Source organism: Polystyrenella longa (assembly GCF_007750395.1).
In the GTDB taxonomy this organism is placed as follows: Bacteria; Planctomycetota; Planctomycetia; order Planctomycetales; family Planctomycetaceae; genus Polystyrenella; species Polystyrenella longa.
Window position 1 is genome coordinate 2,652,599 of sequence record NZ_CP036281.1, and the last position, 23,955, is coordinate 2,676,553.

General features: G+C 49.5%; 18 protein-coding genes. 9 read left to right on the top strand and 9 right to left on the bottom strand.

The genetic code is table 11. From position 1 onward, the window contains the following. Positions 1-255: 255 nt before the first annotated feature. From Pla110_RS09835 to Pla110_RS09850, 4 genes are all read left to right on the top strand, one after another. Positions 256-2,388, top strand: coding sequence for a carboxy terminal-processing peptidase (locus Pla110_RS09835; protein ID WP_144995601.1), 2,133 nt, complete (start codon positions 256-258; stop codon positions 2,386-2,388). Positions 2,389-2,445: 57 nt separating this feature from the next. Continuing rightward, entirely contained in the window at positions 2,446-3,465 is a 1,020-nt protein-coding gene (locus Pla110_RS09840; RefSeq protein WP_144995603.1) for an ABC transporter ATP-binding protein, read from the top strand. An 88-nt stretch (positions 3,466-3,553) separates the two neighbouring features. Beyond that, complete coding sequence (locus Pla110_RS09845; protein ID WP_144995605.1) at positions 3,554-4,405, top strand: ABC transporter permease; 852 nt, start codon at positions 3,554-3,556, stop codon at positions 4,403-4,405. Between the two features lie 125 nt (positions 4,406-4,530). Continuing rightward, on the top strand, positions 4,531-5,112 hold the full coding sequence (locus tag Pla110_RS09850; protein WP_144995607.1) for an RNA 2'-phosphotransferase: 582 nt from the start codon (positions 4,531-4,533) through the stop codon (positions 5,110-5,112). 61 nt (positions 5,113-5,173) lie between these two features. Here the strand turns inward: Pla110_RS09850 and dxs are convergent, their stop codons facing one another. From dxs to Pla110_RS09865, 3 genes are all read right to left on the bottom strand, one after another. Further along, positions 5,174-7,072 (bottom strand): 1-deoxy-D-xylulose-5-phosphate synthase, encoded by a 1,899-nt coding sequence (gene dxs / locus Pla110_RS09855; RefSeq protein ID WP_144995609.1) that lies wholly within the window; start codon positions 7,070-7,072, stop codon positions 5,174-5,176. A gap of 100 nt (positions 7,073-7,172) precedes the next feature. Further along, positions 7,173-8,069: a polyprenyl synthetase family protein gene (locus tag Pla110_RS09860; protein ID WP_144995611.1), complete on the bottom strand. Its 897-nt coding sequence runs from the start codon at positions 8,067-8,069 to the stop codon at positions 7,173-7,175. 173 nt (positions 8,070-8,242) lie between these two features. Next, positions 8,243-9,433, bottom strand: a complete 1,191-nt coding sequence (locus tag Pla110_RS09865; RefSeq protein ID WP_144995612.1) for a M20/M25/M40 family metallo-hydrolase — start codon at positions 9,431-9,433, stop codon at positions 8,243-8,245. A gap of 205 nt (positions 9,434-9,638) precedes the next feature. On the opposite strand from Pla110_RS09865, the gene Pla110_RS09870 reads away from it, so the two are divergent. Next, the gene (locus Pla110_RS09870) at positions 9,639-10,580 is read left to right on the top strand and encodes a GNAT family N-acetyltransferase (RefSeq protein WP_197440631.1); all 942 of its coding nucleotides are present in this window, start codon (positions 9,639-9,641) and stop codon (positions 10,578-10,580) included. Positions 10,581-10,732: 152 nt separating this feature from the next. Here Pla110_RS09870 and Pla110_RS09875 read toward each other — a convergent pair whose 3' ends face one another. After that, positions 10,733-11,161 (bottom strand): hypothetical protein, encoded by a 429-nt coding sequence (locus Pla110_RS09875; RefSeq protein WP_144995614.1) that lies wholly within the window; start codon positions 11,159-11,161, stop codon positions 10,733-10,735. A gap of 1,285 nt (positions 11,162-12,446) precedes the next feature. On the opposite strand from Pla110_RS09875, the gene Pla110_RS09880 reads away from it, so the two are divergent. Continuing rightward, positions 12,447-13,298, top strand: a complete 852-nt coding sequence (locus Pla110_RS09880) for a hypothetical protein (protein WP_144995615.1) — start codon at positions 12,447-12,449, stop codon at positions 13,296-13,298. 66 nt (positions 13,299-13,364) lie between these two features. Here Pla110_RS09880 and Pla110_RS09885 read toward each other — a convergent pair whose 3' ends face one another. The 3 genes from Pla110_RS09885 to Pla110_RS09895 all read right to left on the bottom strand — a co-directional run bounded on the left by Pla110_RS09885 (position 13,365) and on the right by Pla110_RS09895 (position 16,537). Next, positions 13,365-13,883 (bottom strand): cyclic nucleotide-binding domain-containing protein, encoded by a 519-nt coding sequence (locus Pla110_RS09885; protein WP_144995616.1) that lies wholly within the window; start codon positions 13,881-13,883, stop codon positions 13,365-13,367. A gap of 2 nt (positions 13,884-13,885) precedes the next feature. Next, positions 13,886-15,115, bottom strand: coding sequence for a Glu/Leu/Phe/Val family dehydrogenase (locus tag Pla110_RS09890; protein WP_144995617.1), 1,230 nt, complete (start codon positions 15,113-15,115; stop codon positions 13,886-13,888). Positions 15,116-15,385: 270 nt separating this feature from the next. After that, complete coding sequence (locus tag Pla110_RS09895) at positions 15,386-16,537, bottom strand: SGNH/GDSL hydrolase family protein (RefSeq protein ID WP_144995618.1); 1,152 nt, start codon at positions 16,535-16,537, stop codon at positions 15,386-15,388. A gap of 631 nt (positions 16,538-17,168) precedes the next feature. Between Pla110_RS09895 and Pla110_RS09900 the strand changes: the two genes are divergently transcribed. The 3 genes from Pla110_RS09900 to Pla110_RS09910 all read left to right on the top strand — a co-directional run bounded on the left by Pla110_RS09900 (position 17,169) and on the right by Pla110_RS09910 (position 22,204). Then, the gene (locus tag Pla110_RS09900; protein ID WP_144995619.1) at positions 17,169-18,524 is read left to right on the top strand and encodes an MFS transporter; all 1,356 of its coding nucleotides are present in this window, start codon (positions 17,169-17,171) and stop codon (positions 18,522-18,524) included. Between the two features lie 693 nt (positions 18,525-19,217). Continuing rightward, positions 19,218-21,164, top strand: coding sequence for a PAS domain-containing methyl-accepting chemotaxis protein (locus Pla110_RS09905; protein ID WP_144999661.1), 1,947 nt, complete (start codon positions 19,218-19,220; stop codon positions 21,162-21,164). A 167-nt stretch (positions 21,165-21,331) separates the two neighbouring features. After that, on the top strand, positions 21,332-22,204 hold the full coding sequence (locus Pla110_RS09910) for a hypothetical protein (RefSeq protein ID WP_144995620.1): 873 nt from the start codon (positions 21,332-21,334) through the stop codon (positions 22,202-22,204). A gap of 6 nt (positions 22,205-22,210) precedes the next feature. Here Pla110_RS09910 and Pla110_RS09915 read toward each other — a convergent pair whose 3' ends face one another. Together Pla110_RS09915 and gcvT are read right to left on the bottom strand one after the other, a co-directional pair. Then, on the bottom strand, positions 22,211-22,486 hold the full coding sequence (locus Pla110_RS09915) for a hypothetical protein (RefSeq protein WP_144995621.1): 276 nt from the start codon (positions 22,484-22,486) through the stop codon (positions 22,211-22,213). Between the two features lie 122 nt (positions 22,487-22,608). Beyond that, positions 22,609-23,706 (bottom strand): glycine cleavage system aminomethyltransferase GcvT, encoded by a 1,098-nt coding sequence (gene gcvT / locus Pla110_RS09920; protein ID WP_144995622.1) that lies wholly within the window; start codon positions 23,704-23,706, stop codon positions 22,609-22,611. Between the last annotated feature and the right edge of the window lie 249 nt (positions 23,707-23,955).

Genomic DNA, 23,955 nt, shown 5'->3' on the forward strand with positions numbered 1-23,955 from the left:
GGGATAAGTTAGTGGGTTCAGGATAACCTCTTGCCGGATTTTTATATTTCCGATAATATCCAAGAGGTTAAGATGTCATCACATTTTTCTGAGTAAGTCTTTTCGAGCCATCCGGTTTGACTGAAATACTTTAAACTCAGATGCCGAGTGCGAAAATGGTTGTCCTCTCATACCGACTTTCAGCCTCCTTCCTCCCGTTCGGGAACGAGTCGTTCATATCGTAAACGCTTTAGATGTGTACAGGTTGTATAACATATGAAACTGCCCAAAAAAGCTCGTTCTGCCTCCGCTTTGTTCACACTCGTGATCTGTTTTGCCGGTTTCGTCTTTCTGGCGAACAGTTTTGCCCCGGCGGAATCGGTTGAGGAATCAACGACGAAGTTGGTTTGTGAACTGCTCGCAGAACATCACATCAGCCATCCTGTTATTGGCGACGAAGTGTCGGCCAAAGTTTTCCATGAATTCATTGATGGACTCGATTCGCAGAAACAATATTTCTACAAAAGTGACATCGACGAACTAAAGAAACAGGAACTCAAACTGGACGACTACCTCAAAGGGGGGGACGTGAAGTTCGCGTTTGATGCGTTCAATTTGTACAAAGAACGTGTTAAAGAGCGGGTTGATGTGGCTATGGTTCTGATAAATGAGAATCACGATTTCACTGTTGATGAGTTCCTGATCACTGATGGTGATGAACTCGAATGGGCAACATCAAAGGCAGAACTCAATGAACGCTGGCGGAAACGGATCAAGTTTGACATCCTCAATTTGAAACTCGCCAACGAGAAAAACGAAAAAAGCAACGAAACCGAAGCAGACGAAGAAAAGAAAAAACCTGTTTACGATCCAGTGGAACGATTAACTAAACGATACGAACGTCTCTATTCCAACTTGGCACAAACGCAGGATTTCGAAGTCTTCGAAATGTATATCGGAGCATTGACTCATTCACTCGATCCACATACCAGCTATATGTCACCGCAGACACTGGAAGACTTCCAGATTCAGATGAGCCTGAAGTTAACTGGTATCGGTGCTTCACTCCGATCTGAAGATGGTTTGACTGTAATCCACCGGATTATTCCGGGTGGGGCCGCCGATAAAGATGGCCGTCTCGAAGCAGGTGATGTCATTGTGAGAGTCGGACAGGAAGGCCAGGCCGAGGATCAGTTTGAAGACATTCGCGAAATGAAGCTAAGCCGTGTGGTTCGCTTTATTCGTGGGCCAGCCGATACCGAAGTCCAACTGGAAGTTCAGAAAGGCAAAACGGACGACATTGTGCATTACACACTCGTTCGAAAAGAAGTCGAACTGAAAGAGGACGCCGTTCAGGGTGAAATTATCGATCTCGAAACGCGTGTCGAGAATGGAAAAGGTCGCGTCGGTGTGATCAAAATTCCTTCTTTCTATCACGACTTCAGTCGGAATGACAATAATGATGTTAATGTTCGCAGCACTGCCCGCGACGTCTTGCAGGTTCTGATTGATTTCCAGGAAGAGACCCAGAAAAGTGGTAAGGAACTGGATGGAATCATTATCGACCTGCGTGACAACGGTGGTGGAGCTCTGTCTGAAGCGATTGACGTTTCCGGTCTCTTCATTGAAGACGGCCCCGTCGTTCAGGTGAAAAGTAAAGAAGGCCGCGTCTCTGTGCAGTCTGATGACAACAATGCGGTTGCCTATCGCGGTCCTCTGGTGGTGGTCTGTAACCGACTGTCCGCTTCCGCTTCTGAAATCTTTGCAGGCGTGATCAAAGACTACAAACGAGGTATCATCGTCGGTGATGAAACCACTCATGGTAAAGGAACTGTCCAGCACGTGATGCCGGTGCAGAAATCGACTTTCGGATTCCCTGTCGGCAAACCGAATGGGGCACTGAAACTGACTATCAACCAGTTCTACCGGGTGAATGGTGAGAGCACTCAGAACCGGGGTGTTGAATCGGATGTCACATTGCCTTCGATTCTTGATCACGGTGAACTGGGCGAAAAGTATCTCGACAATGCGTTGGCGTTCGATGAGATTGAAGTTGCCGAACACGATAACTTCGGACTCGTTCTGCCGGACATTGTCACGATGCTGCAGAAACGGTCAGCTCAGCGGATCAGCCAGAACGATGGGTTTAACAAAGATTTGCGACAAATCGCCCGTTACGAAGAACGTAAGAATCGCAAGAAAGTCACCTTGAACGAAGCCGCCCTGCGAAAAGATCGCCAGGAAGATCTTGAAGAGGAAAGCCTCGAAGAGAAAATCGTGAAAGCGGCTCAGGACGATGAAAATGGTCCCCTGTTCCCGGATGAGCATTACAACAATGAAGTCCTGAACATCTCGACGGACTACATCAATGTATTGCGATCCAAAGCGAAACAAACTGTTTCCAAATAATCCCCTCACAGGGAAGCAAGACTCGACCAGCAGGCATGAGCCCTCTATGATATGCTCATGCCTGCTATCGAAGTAAATAATCTGTCGAAGACTTACCGCGTCTACCGTAAGCGTGAGGGGCTGATGGCCTCCATTACGGGGTTGTTTCATCGTGAATATTCCGAAGTTCACGCAGTTGAAAAAGTCGGTTTCCAGATCGAAAAAGGAGAGATGGTCGCGTTTCTCGGACCAAATGGTGCCGGAAAAACGACGACGCTCAAATTACTCTCCGGCCTGATTTTTCCTACATCGGGCGATGCGAAAGTTCTGGGGTATACACCCTGGGAACGCCATAACGACTATCGCCGTCGATTTTCGCTCGTAATGGGGCAGAAAAATCAGCTCTGGTGGGATTTGCCCGCTCAGGAATCATTCCGACTGCACAAAGAAATTTATCGAATCGATAATAAGACGTTCGATAATCGCGTCGAAGAATTGACTGAGTTGCTGGAAGTCAAAAAACTGGTTGGCCAGCCAGTCCGTGAATTGTCGCTCGGGGAACGGATGCGGATGGAACTGATTGCCGCCCTGCTCCATGGCCCGGAAGTACTGCTGCTGGATGAACCGACGATCGGACTTGATGTCGTGTCCCAGCGACGCGTGCAGGAATTCCTCCGGTATTACCAGCAGGAACGCAAAATAACTGTCGTCCTGACCAGCCATTACATGAAGGATGTCGAGGCTCTGTGTAGCCGAGCGATCATCATCAACGGCGGAAAAGTCAAACATGATGGTCCACTGGTGGAGATTCTGGATCGCTTCAGCAAATATAAGATCATCGATCTGCTCTTCGCCGGGACAGAAATTCCTGCGGGTCTGGAACGCTACGGTACTATTCAGGAATCAACTCCTCCCAGGGTGAAGCTACAGGTCCCTCGGAACAAGATTCCAGAGATCCTCACCAATTTATTGTCTCAATACACAATTGAAGATGTCGGTGTACAGGAACGGCCGCTCGAAGAAGTGATCGCGGAATTGTTCACGAGTGATCGAGATTCTGATGAACCGTCGGTTCTACCGGAAGAATCCCCTGTTTGACTTCAGTGTTCTTCGTCTGAGCCCGGCGCCCGTATTATTTTAATTTGAAACATCGAGTTAACATTGCTCTCGTATTAAGAGTTCTTTCATGTCGATTGCGGCCCGTTCGCGAACTATCGGAACCATTTTGCGAATCTGTATTGAGGAACGCCTCGTATACCGAGGTGATTTTGCCTTCGCAACATTACTCCGCTTTTTCCCCATTATCACTCAGATATTTTTGTGGGGGGCGATTTATGGGGTCTGGTCCGGTTCTAGCCAGAAAACGGAACTCAACGGATACACGTTCCCCAATATGGTGGCGTATTATCTGTTCGCCATGTTGGGTCGAGCCTTTTCAAGCATGCCGGGGTTAGCGACAGGTATCTCTCGAGATGTGCGCGACGGCACGATCAAAAAGTATCTGACGCAACCCATCGATATGCTGGGGTATCTTTTCTGGCATCGTGTGGCTCACAAGATCGTGTATTACGTCATGGCAACGGGGCCATTTCTGCTTGTTTTCTTTCTCTGTAGAGCCTACCTGCCCGGTTGGCCGGATGGCTTTACGATCTGCGCCTGGATTCTTTCGCTAATGATGGCTTTCATGGTCGGATTTCTGATCGAAGCACTGATCGGCATGATTTCCTTCTGGTTTCTGGAAGTCAGCTCGCTTTTGTTCATCTATATGATGTTCAACTTCTTTCTCTCCGGTCACATGATTCCTCTCGACTGGATCCCTGATCCGTGGGGGACCTGGATGAAGATGTTACCGCTTAAGTATCTCGCGTACTTTCCCGCGTCGATCATGCTGACTGATCCGTCGGGTGCTCCCAAATATACGCATGCGGAATTAATCAACGAACTTTCCATTGAAGCTATGTGGATTTTCATTCTGCTAGTCCTCAACCGAATTGCCTATCACCGGGGGACGCGACGCTACGGAGCCTTCGGGGGATAATCGACTATTGGTATTTTCCAATAATTTCTGCGAACCTGTCGCTCTCGGGACTCTCTGTTCTCGTAAATAGATTCGAGAAACTGGTAGTAGAGAAGCAGTCTGCTGCATTACAGAGAGGAAAATAAATGGACGCGAAAGAACCTCTATTAGAAAAACGAGAGCGGGTCGGTGTCAGCAAAACGATGTCGCACGCATTGCGGCACGAACCCTGGCTCTATGAATTGGAATTGGATGAGGAAGGTTGGACGCCTGTCTTACAACTCCTGACGACGCTGCAGGAGACACGACACGAATGGCAACATCTCACGATCACTCATATTGAACAGATCGTGGATTCCTCTGACAAAAAGCGGTTTGAGATCGAAGATGGAAAAATCCGAGCGCACTACGGACATTCACTGGCTCAAGTTATTCGCAAACAACCCGCTGTTCCGCCGGAATTGCTATTTCACGGTACCAGCCCCGAGACAGTCTCGCTAATTGCAGAAGCAGGTCTGTTACCAATGGCACGGCAATACGTGCATTGCTCCGCCGATCGCGAAACGGCAACACTTGTAGGCAAACGAAAAGCCGCGTGTCCCGTTATTCTGGAAATTGATGCGGGGCGAGCTGATCAGGCGGGAGTGCCCTTTTATCTGGGGAACGAATTGATCTGGCTGGCCGATCAGGTGCCGCCAGAATATATCCGCTTTCCCATTGAGAAGTGACGTCGCCTGTTGAATCTCCATGTTGAGTCTCCCTACAGAGACTCTTCATTACAGAAGGCCTTTAGATAAGGCTGTTCTGGCCTGCCATCGATTCCGCTGCGCGGGCGATGCCTTCAGCGTCGAGTCCCAGGCCGGAAAGCAGTTCTGCTCGATCGCCATGCTCAACGAACTCATCCGGAATACCGAGACAGCGAAGGTGGCCTGTGCGGAGGCCTGCACCGTTAGCGGCTTCCAAGACAGCAGAACCGAATCCACCTGCGATAACATTTTCTTCAACGGTCAGAACAAAACCAGTCTCGTCAAGGGCTTTGAAGATCGTTTCCGTATCCAGGGGTTTGATGAACCGAGCGTTGATGACTCCAACGTCGAGTCCTTTTTCCTTCAGCAGATTGGCCGCTTCAATACAATCCGGGAAGAGTGCCCCGCAGGCAATAATGGTGCCGTCGGCACCGCTGCTGTAGACTTCTGACTTCCCGAGTTCGATAGGAGCGACCTGTCGTTCAACGGTTGCTGCGGAACATTTGGGGTAGCGAAGCGAAACCGGTCCGTCATAAGTTAAAGCGAAGTCGAGTAATGGGGCGACATCGGAAGCATCGCCAGGAGCGGTGACAACCATGTTCGGGAAGATACGCATGTAAGAATTGTCAAACACGCCGTGATGCGTAGGTCCGTCCGGTCCGCAGATTCCGGCCCGGTCCATGCAGAACGTCACAGGAAGATTCTGCAGAGCGACTTCCTGGAAGATTTGGTCAAAACTTCGCTGCAGGAACGTACTGTAAATATCGACAATAGGCCGCGCGCCCGATTTGGCCATCCCGGCGGCGAAGGCAACTGCATGACTTTCGCAGATGCCGACGTCGAAGAAACGCTCCGGGAAGTCATCGCGAATTTTGTCGAGGTTGTTCCCCGCGCACATGGCGGCGGTCATGATGACGACTTTATCATCCCGTTCCATGCGATCATAAACAGTCTGGCTGACGATATTCGTGTAGGCCGGGCTGGAACTTTTCTTGATGGGGACTATTTCGTTGTTTTCATCCCGTTCGAAAGGAGCGGGAGAATGGAATGTCACTGGGTCTGCACAGGCGGGTTCAAAGCCGTGGCCTTTTTCGGTGAAGACATGCAATAAGACAGGGCCTTTGACATCTTTCACCATTCGCAGAGCTTCTTTGAGCCGTGGCAGATCGTGTCCGTCGACAGGGCCGATGTAGCGGAAGCCCATTTCTTCGAACAACATGCCGCCATGCAAATAAGTTTTGACGGCATCTTTGAAATGCATTAACTGTTCGGCCACAGGTTCACCCAGAACGGGGAGCTTGTTCAGCAACCATGAGACATCTTTTTTGAGACCGTTGTAGAAGGGGGCTGTGCGGGCTTTGTCGAGGTAAGAGGCTAACCCACCCACGCGAGGGCAGATCCCCATTTTGTTGTCATTTAGAATGACCAGCATATCTTTGTTGAGCCCGGCAGCATTGTTCATCGCCTCAAAAACAATGCCGGAAGGAAGCGCGCCGTCGCCGATCACAGCGACTGATTTTCGGTCGTCTTCCGGGTAAAGTAGATCGTCGGCCGCTTTCAGTCCCAGCGTGGTGGAGACACTGCAACCGGCATGCCCCGTCATGAACAGGTCGTAGGGGCTTTCCCCCGGATGGGGGTAGCCCATCAGGCCCCCCTGATGACGGATCGTTGTGAATTCATTGAACCGCCCCGTGACCAGTTTGTGGGGGTAGATTTGGTGCCCGGTGTCCCAGATTAAGCGGTCTTTGGAGAAATCAAATATCTGGTGCAGACCGATGCAAAGCTCAACAACGCCCAGGTTACTGGCGAAGTGTGCGGTGCGGTCGGAAACGACCTGATAGAGCGCCTCGCGAATTTCCTGCGCGAGTTCATCCGATTCCTGATCGGAGTAGTCTTTGATGTCTCGGGGAGACTGAATCTGAGACAGTTTCGGAAATTCCATTTGATCTTGTCCAGCATATTTCGTGACAGATATCGAGCCGGCCTGAGCATCGAGCGATGCTGGCGGCAACTAAATCCGTAAGACATTAAATCAGTATGCTCTAGTGATCTCTCTCTAGAACAAAATTCGCCAGCTGCTCCAGCTGCTGACTGCGATTACCAAGTGGGGAAATCAGTTCCCGGGCACGTTGAACCAACTGTGCCGCTCGTTCCCGACTCGCTTCGACACCGAGTAATCCGGGATAAGTGGCTTTGCCGTGCGATTGGTCCTTTTGCACCGCTTTGCCCATTTTCGCCTGATTTCCGGTAATGTCCAGTAGGTCGTCGGTAATTTGAAAGGCTAATCCCAAACAATACCCATATTCACTTAGCGCAGAAAGAGTTAAGTCGTCCGCACCGCCAGTTATGGCCCCCATTCGGAGAGCGGCGCGCAATAATCTGCCTGTTTTCCGGAAGTGAATCTTTTCGAGGCCATCGAGTTCGGTGATCGTTTCCGTTTCCGCCTGTAAATCGGCCATTTGTCCACCGACCATGCCTTCCGGGCCAGCCGCGGCGGAAAGCTCCAGAACGCAGGACAAGGCAGCCGATTCGGGCTTTTGATGGTTGGCGATGACTTCAAATGCGTAGGTGAGTAGGCCATCTCCCGCTAGTATGGCGGTTGCTTCGTCGAACTGGCGATGATTGGTGGGGTGACCGCGGCGTAAGTCGTCATCATCCATGGCGGGAAGATCATCATGGATTAAAGAGTAGGTGTGCACCATTTCGATGGCACAGGCGGCGGGAAGAGCGGCCTGCAGGTCGCCTCCACAAGCTTCGCAGGCAATCAATACGAGGGCGGGGCGTAATCGTTTGCCACCGGCGAGCAGGCTGTAGCTCATCGACTCCTGGAGCCGGGAGGGACAATCAGGAGAAAGCTGGAGGAACCGTTCCAGTTCTGGTTCAATCAGCTTCTGTAATTTACTCAGCGTCGATTGAAGTTCGGTTGAGGTTGGAGGCATGAATATCTCGGAAGCTGCGGGCGGTCTGCCGGAAAGTAATATAGGGTCTGTCTGATTGGAGATCCAGAGAATGAACCGGGCTTGAACGACGGTGTTAACTCAAAATGTGTTGCAACATCATTTTATGCAAGTCCGGTCCCAGTGTACTCGAACGAAACTTCAGACGAAACTGATCAGTCGTTTTCTGTTGCCGTGGCAAGGACTTGCCCCACTTGGCAGGCGGTCAGAAAACTGGGAATATGAAGTTGCTCGCGGACTGTGTGGGGATTCATCTGCCCTGCCCCGAGAGTGACCGTGGGAAAGCCGAATTCGGTCATCCAGTTCGCATCCAGTCCACCGTTAGCGATGGAGGCGAACGGTTTCATCTTCAGTTTTTCAATTGCCGCTTTGGCTGCAAGTAAGGTCGGTTCCGTTTCTTCCAGGCAGAACGATTCATACTTGAGATAGGTTTCGAAAGACAATTCGGCTTTCTTTCCATGGATGTTTTTTAAAGTACGTATCGCTTTTTCGAACGATTTTCGCCATTGATCGACTATGCGCTGGCGGAATTTGGCATTGTGGCTACGCGATTCTGCATGCAAAGTGAAATGCGACATCACGACGTTGGTTGCGTTGCCTCCTTCGACGATTCCAGCGTTGCTAGTGCCGCGTTGTTTCCCTTTCTCAATCAGTCCATGCCATCCGTTTTCCTGCAGATCGGCGAGAGCCAGACTGGCGACCATCAGGGCGTTGACGCCTTCTTCGGGATGAACACCTGCGTGACTGGCGATGCCGTCGATCTGGATCGTCATGGCGATATCGCCCGTGGCTCCTTTAATCAACACGTTCGGATCACGTCCGTCCCAGTTGAAACAGAGTTTCGGGTTTCCCAGTTTTCGCGTGTCAAGTTGGCGAATTCCACGTAGGCCGAGTTCTTCTTGAATGGGCCAGAGGAAGGTCAGCGGGGGATGATCGAGTCCTTCTCGCAGAATGGTTAACAGTGTATTCAGCAGAACGGCACAGCCACTTCGATTATCGGCACCCAGGGCGGTTTTAGGATCGGCGGATTGAATATATTCGCCATCGATGATGGGTTTGCAACCGACACAGAGAGGGACGGTATCCATGTGGGACATCAGCAAACGACGTGGTCCGCGACGGGTCCCGGGAAGTTTGACAATTAAGTGGCCGACTTCTCCTGGTGGGACGGTCTTTTTGTGAGCTTGATCATGGCGGATTTGTTTTTCTGGAAGACCGGCGCCGAGCAGTTTCTCTTTAATGTAACCGGCGATCTGTGCTTCCTCCCGGCTTTTACCGGGGATGCTCATCATCTCTGTCAGAAGTTTGATTTCGGGAAGAGATTGGTATTTGGATTTGCTGGACATAGTCGCGTCTTACATGGATTAGGAGACGATAAAAACTGTCGAACGAGCTTGCCGCATCCCGTAGGAAGACAGTGGCCAGTTCGGTGAATAGTTTCGGAACGAATGTTAACTCGTTAAAGTGTGGAAACAAGTCCGTAGGTGGATAGCCCACGTAGTATGTCGGTCAGCCACGTTCGGGATCCAGTTCAAACAGGAGCGAAAGCGCGTGAGTTCAAAACTTGATTGCCACCCCGCATCGGCGGAGGAAATTCTAACCGCCCACCGGAATGTATTCGATGTCTGGCCAACGGACTCAGATATTGATCTTCATGTGGCGAAACGCAAAGACTCGCCAAAGTCGTTGCGAGCCAATTATTTTGTGGGAACCATTGATGGGAAAGTCGCGACTTCGCTCCAGAGTTTTCCAACGCTGTTTCAAGTTGGCGGACGAACAGTGAAAGGAATTCAGATTGGTTCCGTTCACACACACGCTGATTTCAGAAAGCTCGGGTATGCTGAGTTACTGATTGATTTCACCGAAAAGTACGAGGCGGAACGAGGGATCGAATTGAGCGTTCTCTACTGTGATATTTCACTGAAGTATTATCAGAAGATGGCATATCAGGAGGCCCCTTCGAAGTCGGGTTGGTTTGTGTCCGACGAATGGTCGGAGGAACGGCTCGATTCCGTTCCTGATCTGGCTGAGATCGCTCCACGGGATGAACTGAATGCATTGATGAATCTGCATCAGCCAACGATAAATCAACGTCCTATCGGTATCTTGCGTGATGAAGAATATTGGGACTATACCCTGCGAAAGTTCCCAAACGACTTTTTCTGGGGAATAAAAAATGCAGATGGTGAACTGTCAGGATTTGTCCGGGTCGGAATCAAAGATGGTGTGGGAGAGATCAATGACTGGGTTTGTCGTGATGACAGTCCCGAGTTGATTCGACAGTTGATGTTGGGAATGACGAAGAAAGCGAAAGCGATGGGGCTAACTAAAATAGGTGGATGGTTGCCCGATTGCCCGACTGTGACAGAATTGGTCGGTCTTCAAGAACGTCCGAAGCAAATAACCATGTTTAAATCTCTGTCTTCTGATCTTAATTTGGAACCTGACCTCATGGCGACGGCGAACTATTTTACTCAAATCGATCATGTTTAAGGTGATGAGTGGGCTCGAAGAACGAGTCGCACAATTCAGATTAAAAATGAGCGCATTAAAAAAGGGGATGTAAATACATCCCCTTTTTTGAAAATCCTCAGCAGACTTTTATGCTCAGCTTTTCAGTATTCTGAACTGTTATAAATGGTGGTTCAGGATTTTTTACGAGTTGTCTTGCCAACCACTTTGTAAGCGCCGGTTTTGTCATCTTTACGGAACATCTTGGGACGGTTGTAAAGACATTGATAAAGTACGTTTCCGAAATCGGCACTTTTGGTTTGATAACCGGTTTCGAGAACTTTATCTTTGAGTTCGTTGATGGTCAGGCCTTTGGGGTTCTGTTCAAGAACTTCGTATACAGTTTTGTGCAGGGGCATTTTGTTTTTAACACGTGGACGACGCACTAACTTCGAGCGTTTTGGAGCACTTGCAACCCCCAGGTTTTCAAGCTCGCTTTCGACAGTGTCGAGCTCTGCTCGGAGTTTGTCACGTTTTTTCGCGAGTTCAATAATTCGCTTTTTCTGCTTGTTGAGCATCAGCTCCAAGTCGCTAACGGGCATATCGAGAATCGACTGTACCATTAAGAATAATCTCCCCTGTTTGAATGAAATTGTCGTCTTGTGGATAATTAGAAGGTACGAAAAGGACCTTACGTGTTGCAGATTGCTTACAGCCTTTAAAATCCAGACAACAATGATGAAAGTAACTTCTCTCAGACTTACAGGATCCTGGCCCGCTATTCCTGACATGGGAACGTTTTGATTAACGCCGTCTGGAGAACAAAGTAATGCAACGTCCTTTTATGAATATTGATACTCTTCAATATGAATCGAGTCAAAAGTATAAGTAATTATTACTGACAACTTAATCAGGACTGGCATTGATCTGTGGAAATAGTCCATTTTATAGCGATTTCTTTTGGATTTAGTTCTCCAGTAAACTCGAATACCTATACAACAAACCAGTTAAACAATGTTGTTGTATCAGAATGAACAGGACACGCATGCACTTTAGTCGCGCATGCCTCACTATTGGACAACACCTGAGATCAATATCGATGAGCTTGGTTCTGCCGTTTTTCTGTTTATCATTGAACGTGGGATGCTTTGAAGATGCTGAGCAATCGAGATATTAGGGTTAGCATGCAAACTGATTGACTTCGCATGTCGCAAAAATATGTCGCAAAAATATGTCAGATTATCATCGGGTTTGTTCGGAGCGACGACGCTCGGCTCTAAAGATGATTCAAGGAAAAATCCCAGTTATCGCACGGAAGCAAGATCTAACGGAACAGGTTTTCGCGTTCTCAGATAATCTGAAGATCGCAAACTGGAATTCTGAGTTCTTGCAAGTAGTTCTTGGAGTCGAATCTGATTGTGGTTTTCCGTACACTGTAATTAATACCAACTATCGATCAGCAGATTGAACCGAGTCATTACTTCTTAACTCTTTCGGGAGGCAACGGTGAGTCAGGCTATATTTCTCAGCTGTCCGAAGTGTGACCATCGTTGCAAGGTTCGTCCTAAAGAACGTCCCTTTAAAGTTCGTTGTCCGGGCTGTGAAGCGGCCGTGCGTGTACCTGCGGAGAGCGAACTCAAAGTAAGAAACGAGCCTGAAGTAAAGAGGACACCCGGTAGGAGAAAGCTTAATGGAACTCCCTCGGAAGCAGACGAAGGCAAAACTCGAAGGTCTGGAAAAAGCTCGACCGCGCGTCGACGATCCAGTTCCAGTTTTCGAAGTCGCGAATCGGTATCGATTCAATGCCCAGACTGCAAAGCCAGTTTCTCTGCTGATGCTGCCGACTATGGAAAGAAAACTTCCTGCCCTCTTTGCAGTACGTCGGTTGAAGTTCCTGATCCCTCGGGGATGTCTCAACTCAGAAAAGCGAGACAGAAGAAAAAGCCGCACAGCCTTCTGGATGGCGAGATCGCTCCTGCTCCTCGTGAACATAAAGAGAAATTGCCAACTGGCATCATGCTGTACATTGACGGGGTTCTGACATTTCCGTTTCAGCCCGAGGTGATTTTTCGGCTATGCCTCTTCGCCGCTCTGATCTTTATTCTGGACGTGACTGTTGATCTCTGTGTTTATGCGTTGATGACCGTTCCGTACGCGTTGCGTGCCTTGGGCCTTTCCGCCATTGTGATGTTTATTATCACGGGAGGGCATGCGGCAGTGACCTTTCAGACGATTTTTGAAGAAACGTCCGCCGGTAGTAAGGATGTACGTGGGTGGCTTGAATTCGACAAATACGAATACGCGTTTCGTCTGCTCACCATCGGCTGGCTATTTCTGATTGCGACGGTGGCTGGTTTTGTCCCCGTGATTGTGATCGGGTTTATCCTGGAGAAAGTCAACTTTTCGTTACCGGGACAAATGCCACTGGCGATGTTGCTGATGCCAATTGGCTTTTTGCTGTCTCTCGCGGCCTTCCCTTTTGTCGCATTGTCCACTTTCGAACAGCATTCTTATTTTTCCGTTTTCTCTCCCCGCATTTTCAAATCTTTATTCCGCGAATGGTGGAGCTGGATCATCGTCACTTTCGTGACATGGGCATTCTTCCTGCCTTGGGTCGTGATGCGGATGGTGGGCTCGATTGCTTATCCGTTCATCAATCTGTTTATTCTGTCGCCCTATTTCGCCTTCATTTTCTTCGTGTATTCACGAATTTTAGGTCGACTTGCGTTCAAAATTGCTCAGAGCGCCGACTGGGACTAAGGCAAGCTTTGTTAAGAGTCCCTCAAGTAGAAAGTCCCGTTCTGGCAGTTCCTGCCCGAGCCCAGCTTAGAAATTCCATTCGCTGTAGAGCTGCGAGCGGAATTGATGCCATTCACGGTGATGGTCTGGCGTTGAAGCGTTCTCGACCAATTCACAGGTCCATTTATCCATACGCCGCAATCGCTCCGCCAATGTGGCGGTCGCGTGCTTGGTGATTTTCAACGCTGCGGCGGGACGTTCTATTTCCAACTCCAGGAACCGGTCTCGGGAGAGTGAAAAAATTGTCACACGGGATGTGGCGACGACTGTGGCCGAATGGGGGCCAGGACAGAAGAATGAAATCTCTCCGAAGACCGTACCAGGCGGGAGTGTATCCAACTCATGAGAATGTCCGTTGGAACTTTGCTTGGTAACCAGACATTCTCCCGTCGTGATGAGGTACAAACTGGTCGTCTCTTCCCCTTCTCGGATAATTGATTCGCCTGCTTCATAACAGCAGGCGCTCATCATTTCGGAGATGAGACGGCATTCGCTTGGATCGAGAGTGGCGAACAGGGGACACTGCGAAATTTGCACTTCAGTCATCTTTAAATCCCTCCGAGGACAGTGGCACGTCCGACACGGCCGATTCCCAACAGATAGGCCGCAAGTCGAAGTGAGATTTTTTTCTCTTCAGCGATTTGCCAGACTTTGTCGAAACTGTCCGACAGGATGCGATGAAGTTCTTCGCGGACCCGAGTGACGTCCCATTGAAAGTGCTGGCGGTTCTGTACCCATTCAAAATAACTAACGGTCACGCCGCCTGCATTCGCAAGAATGTCCGGCAGCACGATAATTCCCTTATGAGCGAAGATTTCGTCCGCTTCGGGAGTCACCGGGGCGTTAGCTGCTTCGATGATAAACTTGGCGCGAATAGTAGAGGCATTGTCTGACGTAATGACACCTCCGAGTGCCGCTGGAATCAGGACGTCGACTTCGGACGCCAGTAAGGCATCGTTGTCGATCGGATCTGTTCCCGGGAAGTTGGAGATGCTACCCGTATCTTTAGCGTAGTCGATCAATTTCATGACGTCGAGTCCCTCGGGGTTCCAGATTCCACCAGAAACGTCCGAAACCGCGACGACTTTGCCGCCGAGCTCTTCGATCCGTCGTGCGGCAAAGCTTCCCACGTTGCCGAAACCTTGAATCGCAAAGGTCGATCCCTGGAAGTTCTGTTTGCATTTATCGAGTAGTCGTTCTGTCAGACTGACGACTCCCCGACCGGTCGCTTCTTCACGGCCTTCCGAACCGTGTAGTTCAACCGGTTTACCTGTAACACAGGCCGGATTGTATCCGTGGAACTTCGAATATTGATTCATAAACCAGGCCATCACCTGGGCATTAGTTCCCATGTCGGGAGCGGGGATGTCTTTGTCGGGACCAACCATGTCGTGAATGACGTCGACGAACTTACGGGTCAAACGATCTTTTTCGCCCTGGGTCAAATCTTTCACATTGACCGAGATCCCTCCTTTGGCACCACCATAGGGAATATTGACGACGGCCGTTTTCCAGGTCATGAGTGTCGCCAGTGACAGGACTTCACTTTCATTGACTTCATGATGGTAACGAAGTCCCCCTTTCATTGGGCCGCGCGCACTGTTGTGTTGGATGCGGTAGCCGATAAAGGTCGAGATTTCGCCATTGTCCCGTTCCAGGGCAATTTGAACTTTCATTTCCCGTTCCGGGGTCAGCAGGAGAGCCTGCATGTTTTTGGATAGCCCCATGATTCCGGCAGCGTGGTGAAAATAACGGGCGGCATCGTCGTGTGAGCTCATAGCGATTGACCTTTTGATTTTATGGAATACTGCAGGCGGACTTGGTGTGAACCGTAAGAGGCCCGGGGTAAATCCAGAATGACGAGGGGATGTATTATGAAAAATTGTGTTTGTAAATTGTATTCAGTGGATTTAGACAACAGTGAATCAGACATCAGCCGGCTGAGGATTCTCTGACTGGATACTGCAACGAGGCACTTTCCAATTTTTCCGAAGCCAGGTTGCGGGAATCCAGAGGACCTTTTACTACTTTTTGTTACTTCTATTACGTCAACGCTGTTGGTATTGCTGATAAATATTCTGAGCGAGTATTCGGGCATACACAGCATGGCCCCGAGGAGAAAATTCGGCGGCATTTTGTAAAAAGAGTGTGCCAGCGTTCTGTTGTTGTTTTAACGTCACTATAGGTGAGTAATGCCGAATACCGTGTTGCTGACAGTATTGCTGTACTATTTGAAATGGGTACTCATTGCCGTATAGCTGATTCTGCTTGAACCCCAAGTTGGATCGGATGTTTCGCCCATTGCAGGCATCTGCAGAGACCTGCCACGGTTTTGGTAAAGTCGAAACAATAAACAGGCTCTTCGAATTTTCCACGAGATCTTGTATCGCGTTCAATGGTCTTAGTGCATGTTCAATGTAAAGTGACCAGTTCGGTGGATGATCGAGGGTCCAGCTTAGTTTGCCAGCGGGAGAGCTAATGTCCTGCCGGTCACTCATCGTATCGGTTGAACTCGCATTGTCCGCCCAGAGTTCGGTTCCTCGTTGGATCAGCATCAATTGCTGAGTGAATCGTTGTTGAGGTTGAGTTTTGTTTGCCAGATCGGGATGGGGGCAGACCTGCGCCACACCCTTCTCCATGATTAACTGACGTCGGGCTCGATAATCGTCGGCGATATCACTCATGTCGAAATGGTAGATGACGAGATCGGGTTCGAGCGTCATTAATGTATGTTTGAGTTTCAGGTAGGCGAGTAAGGGACAGTAACCGGGGACGCCTGCATTGATCACTTCCAGTTGATCAGACATGAGGGGCTGCATCGTTGCCTGAAGCTGTCGAGAGAAGGTGTCCTGCTCGTCGACGGCGGCGGCCAGAGTCGATTCGTCTCCGAGATTGAGGATCCGAAAGACTCCGGCAGGTTTGGGCACAGCGTAAGTCCCGCCTCGGCCCCCCCATTCATTGGTGCGGACGGTAACGTCTGCATGTGTGTCCGGATTGGTGCTGTGGTGCACCGAGAGCGGTTTCAGTTGATATTGGGCCTGCCAGCAGGGCGTGACCAAGGCATTTTCTGTCGGGGAACCGAGCAAATCGTCTTCATTAATGGCAGAATCAAAACGCAGTGCTACCTCCGCTGATCCGGCCAGGAAAATGACCAGTAGCGTGGTGATGAAAAGTTTGCGGATCCAACCGATACAAGCCAAAGATCTGCATCCGTGCAGAAATAGGATAAATGAGAGAGAAAATCCAAGGCGGGAGTGTACGGAAACGCCATATTTCTCACAAGCGGAGTTTCGCCAGTGATTTAGAGGCTTTCTACTGACCGATAACAGTCTGATCACAATGGGAAGGTGGCCGATCAGGACTGGGAAAACCCCTCGTCGCGATAAGACGAAACACTGAACATGCTATAAGTCCCCCTGTCCGCAGGGTATTCAATGATGAATAATCGCTGAATTTGCCTGGATCGGCGAAAATCCCCCTTTATATTCGAAGTTCAATTTCTATGATTGAACCAATCAAGTTGCTATGGTGTCCCCCCTGTAAGATCATCATAATTCCGGGCGTTCGTCCGCTCCCTCTTAGACCTGTGACCTTCCGCTGCCTCCTCTAGGCAAAATCACAGGCACTCAATTCAGTTAAGAATTATGCAGGTAAGAATTTCACCTCCGCTGATGGTGAAATCGGGTAAATACCGCTGCGGTAGATACCAGTAACGAAGCGACTACTGCCGAAGGGCTAATTTGAAGCTCGCCCGGTCAGGTTCCGACTACCACATGGATTGTCCCCGTACGGAATCCGTTTTTTATTCACGACTAACCAGTAAAGACTAGAATGTCCTCCTTTTCCCCGATTCATACCCGGCCTTATACAGAACCGAATATCTACAATAAAGTCTTCTGGATTGCTTATTTCGCCAACGTAAGCGTGGTGAGTGGAAATGCGCTCACGTTTCGTTTCGCAGAACTGGTGAATTTCCTGGGGGGTACGGAAGAAATCGCAGGCCAGATCATTTCGATCTCCGTTATGGCTGCGCTGGCAGGTCGAGTTGTCCTGGGGCAAATTATCGACCGGTTCGGCATTCGTGTCGTCTGGATGTCGATGTCGATCGTCTTTACGTTCGGTTCATTGATGATCGTCAGCGTGCAAGATCTAACCTGGGTTATCTATCTTGGAAGGATCCTGTTTGCGATTGGGCTTTCGGGGATGGTGACCAGTTCCATGGTCCACATACAGAATCAGGCCCCCGATCACCGTCGGACAGAAATCATTGGTAGCCTCGGAAGTAGCGGCTTTGTCGGTATGATACTGGGGTCCCAGTTGGGCGATATCGTGATGTCTCTTTTCCAGAATGAGGCAGTTCAGTTTCATGTAATGTTCGCGGTGCCTGTCGTGCTGGGAATCATTTACTTAATCCTGGTCACCATTCTGACTCGCGGCGAAAAGCCTGTGAGTAAAGAGTCGCAGGTCCCTTTCTCGTTTCGGCTTTTGTGGGAACAATGGCCTGGTTGGATTTTGCTCGTCTCATTCACGATGGGAGTCTGTTTCACTTCAATCTCGCTATTCCTGACCCGCTACGCGACGGAACTCGGATTGAAAGGAATCGGAACGTACTTCACCAGTTATGCCATTTCGGCGTTGATTTTCCGAATGGCCAGCCGTGATTGGAGTCGAACAATGGGTCGGCACCGGATGGTCTTGTTCGGCCTGGCAGCGCACGCCGTAGGGTACGCTCTGTTGCCTCTGTTGACGAAAGAATGGCACTTTGTCATTCCCGCTATTTTTAGCGGCTTTGGTCACGCGATTCTGTTTCCGGCGGTTGTCTCGCTTGGTTCCGGGAGCTTTCGCAAGGAGTGGCGCGGGATCGGTACGAATGTCATTCTCGGAGGGTTCGATGTCGGAACTGTCTTGTCGGCGCCCATTCTGGGAGCCGTCATTGTTTGGGGTGGAGCTGCCGGATTTGAAATGATGTTTTACGCCTGCAGTGCCACCGCAATTGCGACCATCGTGATCTACTCGCTGACAGCTGCGCGAATACCTGACCAGGATCTCCTGTTTGGAAAAACGGATATCACCCCGGTTGAATCTGAAGACTTCGCGGATAAATTTCCGGAAAAAATCGAACCCGCACTTCCTGTGTTCTCGGCAGAAAGAACTGCCCGGGAGAAAGTTGGTTGTGGCGCTGAGTAATTCAAACGTCAAATTGCATGTGACCGATGCTTCGTCTGCGGAGCATCGGTTCGCAAGCGTTTGGAAATGCTAACTGCTTTAAATTGCTGGACTTAAACGGTCCCTCCCGCTTGCTTCGCGTGGAGATCTTCTTCGATTGAGGTAAAAACATCCTCACCCACCTGCTACCAGGATTCTTGGTGTAGTATGGACTCCGATATCCAGATTCTCGTTGAGAAAAGACTATACCGATATCCCCTGCCGAGCAACGGAAGAATTGTCATTAAGTCTGGTTGATTGGGGAGACGATGAAGAGATGTGGACGGAATAGCTTTTCACTAGTGCACATCACATCTTGTCCAAGGCATACTGGAAATTATCAAATATCGGATGAGCGTTGAAATCTATTCTCAGCATTCGATCCGAATTAGATTGGTGACGGGTTTCGCCGCTAAGCCGACGCTTTGACCTTTGAATTTTGCCGACGTGGACAGTCCGATTTTCTAATTGCCTTCGAGAAGTCACCCGTTTAACGATGACTCAATAATTTTTCGTATTGCCCCATTTCCATTCGGTATAAACAAAGATAGTAGAATTATGACTACCTCCGGTAATCGTCCTGAATCAAATGGAAACATTTCTACCATCGATTCCACAGGTGATGTGGAATCTCTATTACGTCAGATCGAAGAACTGCGATCCGAAACCCGGATAATGGGCGCTCAGACAGCAGCGATTAATAAATCGCAGGCAGTGATTGAATTCGAAATGGATGGCACGATTGTCACCGCGAATGAAAACTTTCTCGGTGCGGTCGGTTACCGGTTGGACGAGATTCAAGGCAAACACCACAGCATATTTGTCGGACCCGAATATGCACGAAGTCCTGAATACAAAAACTTCTGGGCGAAGTTGAATCGGGGCGAATTCGAATCTAAAGAGTACCAGCGATTCGGAAAGAATGGCAAAGAGATCTGGATTCAGGCTTCTTACAATCCGGTTTTCAATGATCAGGGAGATCCAATACGAGTAATCAAATACGCATCTGACATCACTGCTCAGAAAATGCAAAACGCTAATTACGAAGGGCAGATAAACGCGATCAGTAAGGCACAGGCAGTGATCGAGTTTAACATGGATGGGACAATCATCACTGCCAATGAGAATTTTCTGAATGCAGTTGGATACAAATTAACGGAAGTTCAGGGGCAACATCATCGAATCTTCGTTGAAGATCGTCTGGCCAGCAGTCGCGAATATAAAGATTTCTGGGCGAGATTGAATCGGGGTGAATATGATTCTGGTGAATATCAGCGATTCGGAAAAGGTGGCAAGGAAATATGGATCCAAGCCTCTTACAACCCGATTCTCGATGCCAGTGGAAACCCGTTCAAAGTCGTAAAGTTTGCGACCGATGTTACTGCTCAGAAATTGCGAAATGCCGACTACCAGGGCCAGATCGAAGCAATCAGTAAGGCACAAGCGGTAATCGAATTTGAAATGGATGGAACTATTATCCAAGCGAACGAAAACTTTCTGTCGACGCTCGGATACTCTCTGGCTGAGGTTCAGGGACGTCATCACAGTATGTTTGTAGAGCCCTCGTTCAAAGAGTCTCGCGAGTATAAAGAGTTCTGGGAAAAGCTAAACCGGGGCGAGTTTGAGTCCAAGGAATACAAACGGATTGGCAAAGGGGGCAAAGCAGTTTGGATTCAGGCTTCTTACAATCCTATCTACGATATGAATGGCCGACCCTTTAAAGTCGTGAAATACGCCACGGATATTACCAGATCGACCTTGGCCAAAATGGCCGTTGCCGAACTCTCACGCGATTTCGAGATGAATATCGGTGCCGTTGTGGAAGGGGTAAAAGAAGCGGGGACTACATTGCAGGGAAGTTCCAAAAGCCTGGCAGTCGCGTCTGAAGAAACTGCTCGCCAATCGCAGGTCGTTTCTGAAGCAAGTAAACAAGCCAGCGACAATGTTGAATCTGTCTCGGGTGCCGCCAGCCAGTTATCGCAGTCGATTAACGAAATTGCTTCTCACGTTCAGGAAGCGTCACGAATGACGCAACAGGCTGTACGAGATGCTGACAGCACGATTATCACTATGAACGAACTGGGGGCATCGAGTGTCGAGATTGGTCAGGTCATCAAAGTCATCACATCGATCGCTCAACAGACAAATCTCCTCGCTTTGAATGCAACTATCGAAGCGGCCCGAGCGGGAGAAGCGGGTAAAGGTTTCGCGGTTGTTGCGAACGAAGTGAAAGAACTCGCCCGTCAGACCGCCTCGGCGACGGAAGACATCAGTCAGAAAATCGGAGCCATCCAGGGAGCGACCAGCGGAGCGGCTAGTGCAATCAAGGTGATTGGGGACAGCATTCGCAAGATCGACGAAATTTCCACCACGATCTCTGGTGCCGTGGAAGAACAGAATGCAGCAACGAATTCCATCGCCGGGAACGTTTCCGAAGCCTTTAAGGGAACGGAGGAAGTGACGAACAATATCGCCAGTGTGTCGGAAGCAGCCGGGGAAGCTGGTAAAGGAGCGACCGAAGTTCTCGACGCCGCCAACCGTCTGGCCGATGAATCGTCGACTTTGGAACAGATCACTCAGAGCTTCCTGCGAACCTTCCAGGAAAAAGTCTCTCAGATGTAAGTGGAACTACTTTTCTGACCGATTCTGTTTAAATAAATCTGTATAAATAAAAAGGTGCTCACCGGTTGTTCGGAGAGCACCTTTTTTTCGTGTAGACCGGTGACCAGTTGGTATGATAGCAGAATTAAAGCTATGCATCACCAATTGAGCACTCGGAAAGTAACCTCATGATTTCTCGACTTCTTGTTTCTGTCCATACATTCGGACTCTGTTGTCTGATCATGAGCCTCTGGCTAGCCTGTACTTCATTCAGCTGCGGCGAAGAAGAGAGCGGCAAAAACCAGGTGGATCAGAAAGGGCTGATAGGGAAGGTGTTGGGGAAATCCATTTATCGGAGTGACGTTGTCGGAGAGACCGACAGTGAATTCAGGATTAACGTAGCATCCGCGTTTCTGAGCCCCCTCTTGGACAAATATAAAGAGGAGCACAAAGCGGAGATTGATCCAACCGAGAAAGAGCTCATCATCGTGGCCGGGAATTTAGAGAAACGATTAGCAGAGGTGGAGAAGGAGGAAGGGGAATCGGAAGCATTAACTGAGCTTCAATCTGGAACCCCCTCCCCTGAAGCACAACTCAAAATGTTGGAAGATGCATTGATCGAAGTCAAAAACTTCTCGCCTGAGGAACAGGAGGAGATAGAGCAGCATAAGGAACTGCTTGATCAATACTCGAAGCGAATTGAACTCTTACGAAAAGAGATCCAGTACCCTTCCTACCGATTGGCGATCTTCATGTTCGGTCACTGGAAGTTCCAGAAACATCTCTACGACGAATTTGGTGGCGGTCGTGTGATGTGGCAGCAACGGGGAGTCGAAGCGTTCGACGCAACTCATAACCTGATTAAGCAATTTGAGGAAGAAAAGCAGTTCGAGGTTTTCGATCCCAAGGTGCGCGAGGAGCTCTATCACTACTGGACTCGCGAAGATAGCCCCTTTTTAACGGCGGATCCGGAGAGGGTCAAAGAATCCTTCCTCCAGCCCGAATGGCTGAAGGGGATTGAATTCGACTCGGAAGAATCGGAGGAGAAAAAGCCTGAGTAGGAAGGCCTACTTTAAAGCTTTGCCTGATTCGATATCTTTGACCAGTTCGGCCAGAATGGCGGGATCTTCCTTTTCAAGGATGTGCGCAATTCGGCTTTTGGGAACTTCGAGGCGTTCCATCATCTTTTCGGCCCGCTCCCAGTGCTTGGCCTTCTTCTTTTCGCTGGTTTCCAGGTAAAGGTTGGTCACGAGTTCACTCAACTTCTGTGAGTCGATGGACTCCCGGTTGTCGTAGTACCGGCCAATGATTTTTTTCTGATGTTCCGAATAATCACGACTCATGAAGTCGACCTTTTTTAAAAATCGAGAGTAGGTAATGCAGTGTTGTGACTGACGAATTTGTAACGTCAGGCGATATAGACTGTTTTCAATTCCTGATATGGTTTTCGGCAACCCAGGGCACTTTATTGAGCTCGTTTGTAAAACGGAAGAGGCACTACCTGAGCCGGCTGCCGTTTACCCCGAACATCGACTTCGAGTCTTTGTCCCGTCTCAGCGAGATCGGCTCGCAGATAACCCATCCCGATTGATTCCTGAAGTGTCGGGCTGAACGTGCCGGAAGTGACTTCCCCGACCTGTTCCTCGCCCAGAAAGAGCAGCGCTCCCTCTCTTGCAATGCGACGCCCTTCCAACTGGAGACCGACTCGTTTGACCGTTCGTGGCGATTCGGTTCGCTTTACGAGAACATCATGGCCGATGAAATTGGTCCCTTTCAAGTGAACCCCAAATCGAAGTCCGGCGGTGATCGGATCGATCTCTTCGTTCAGTTCGTGCCCATACAATGGCATGGCTGCTTCAAGCCGCAAAGTGTCTCGACAACCCAAACCGGCGGCGGTGATACCAAATTCGCTTCCGGCCTCCATCAATGCTTTCCAGAGGAACAGTCCTTCATCAGAGGGAAGAATGACTTCGTATCCATCTTCTCCGGTGTAGCCTGTACGGCTCAGCAGAACGGGTTTATCGAACAGCGTTGTTTCGATGAGTTGGTAATAACCTAATTGGCTTAAATCAGCAGGTGTATGTGGTTGCAGGATGTCGATCGCCCGAGGCCCCTGCAGAGCACACATAAACTGTTCAGTAGTTTTGTCTTCGATGGTAACGGTGTAACCCGTTTGGTGCTGATGAAGCCAGTTCACGATTTTCTCGCGATTGGAGGCGTTCACAACCAGCATGAACTGGTTGGCCAGGCGGTACAACAGGACGTCATCCAGAATTCCCCCCTGCTCATTCAACACGAAACCATATTTAACCTGTCCAACTTCCAGTTTAGAAGCGTTTAACGTCAGTACATGTGACAGGAAAGCTTCTGCATCGTCGCCCGAGAACCAGAGCCGTCCCATGTGGGCGACGTCAAACAGCCCAGCCCGTTGCCGGACGGCTTCGTGCTCAAGTACAATCGTGGTGTACTGAATGGGCATCTCCCATCCAGCAAAGTCGACCATCCGGCCATCCTGTTCCACATGCCATTCGTGGCAAGCTGTCTTTAAACCTGTCTCAGTCATCAGTTCCTGTTTCCTCTTGAATGCATATCTCTCTGGTTTCGCTCAGCCACTCCGGCGACAAAACAGAGCTGTCCGAATTGTAGCGAAGCCTGCCGCAAATCTGCAGACAAGTGTTGCCGTTTTTCATTGAAAACAGCGATCCTGTCGATCCAGCCTTGTTCTATAGTGTTCCACTCTGTTCGAAGCGGTTATGGTGGAAAGAGTAATAGCTCGCTTCCTATCCCTCGATAGTGCTCATGTCGTTCCGAT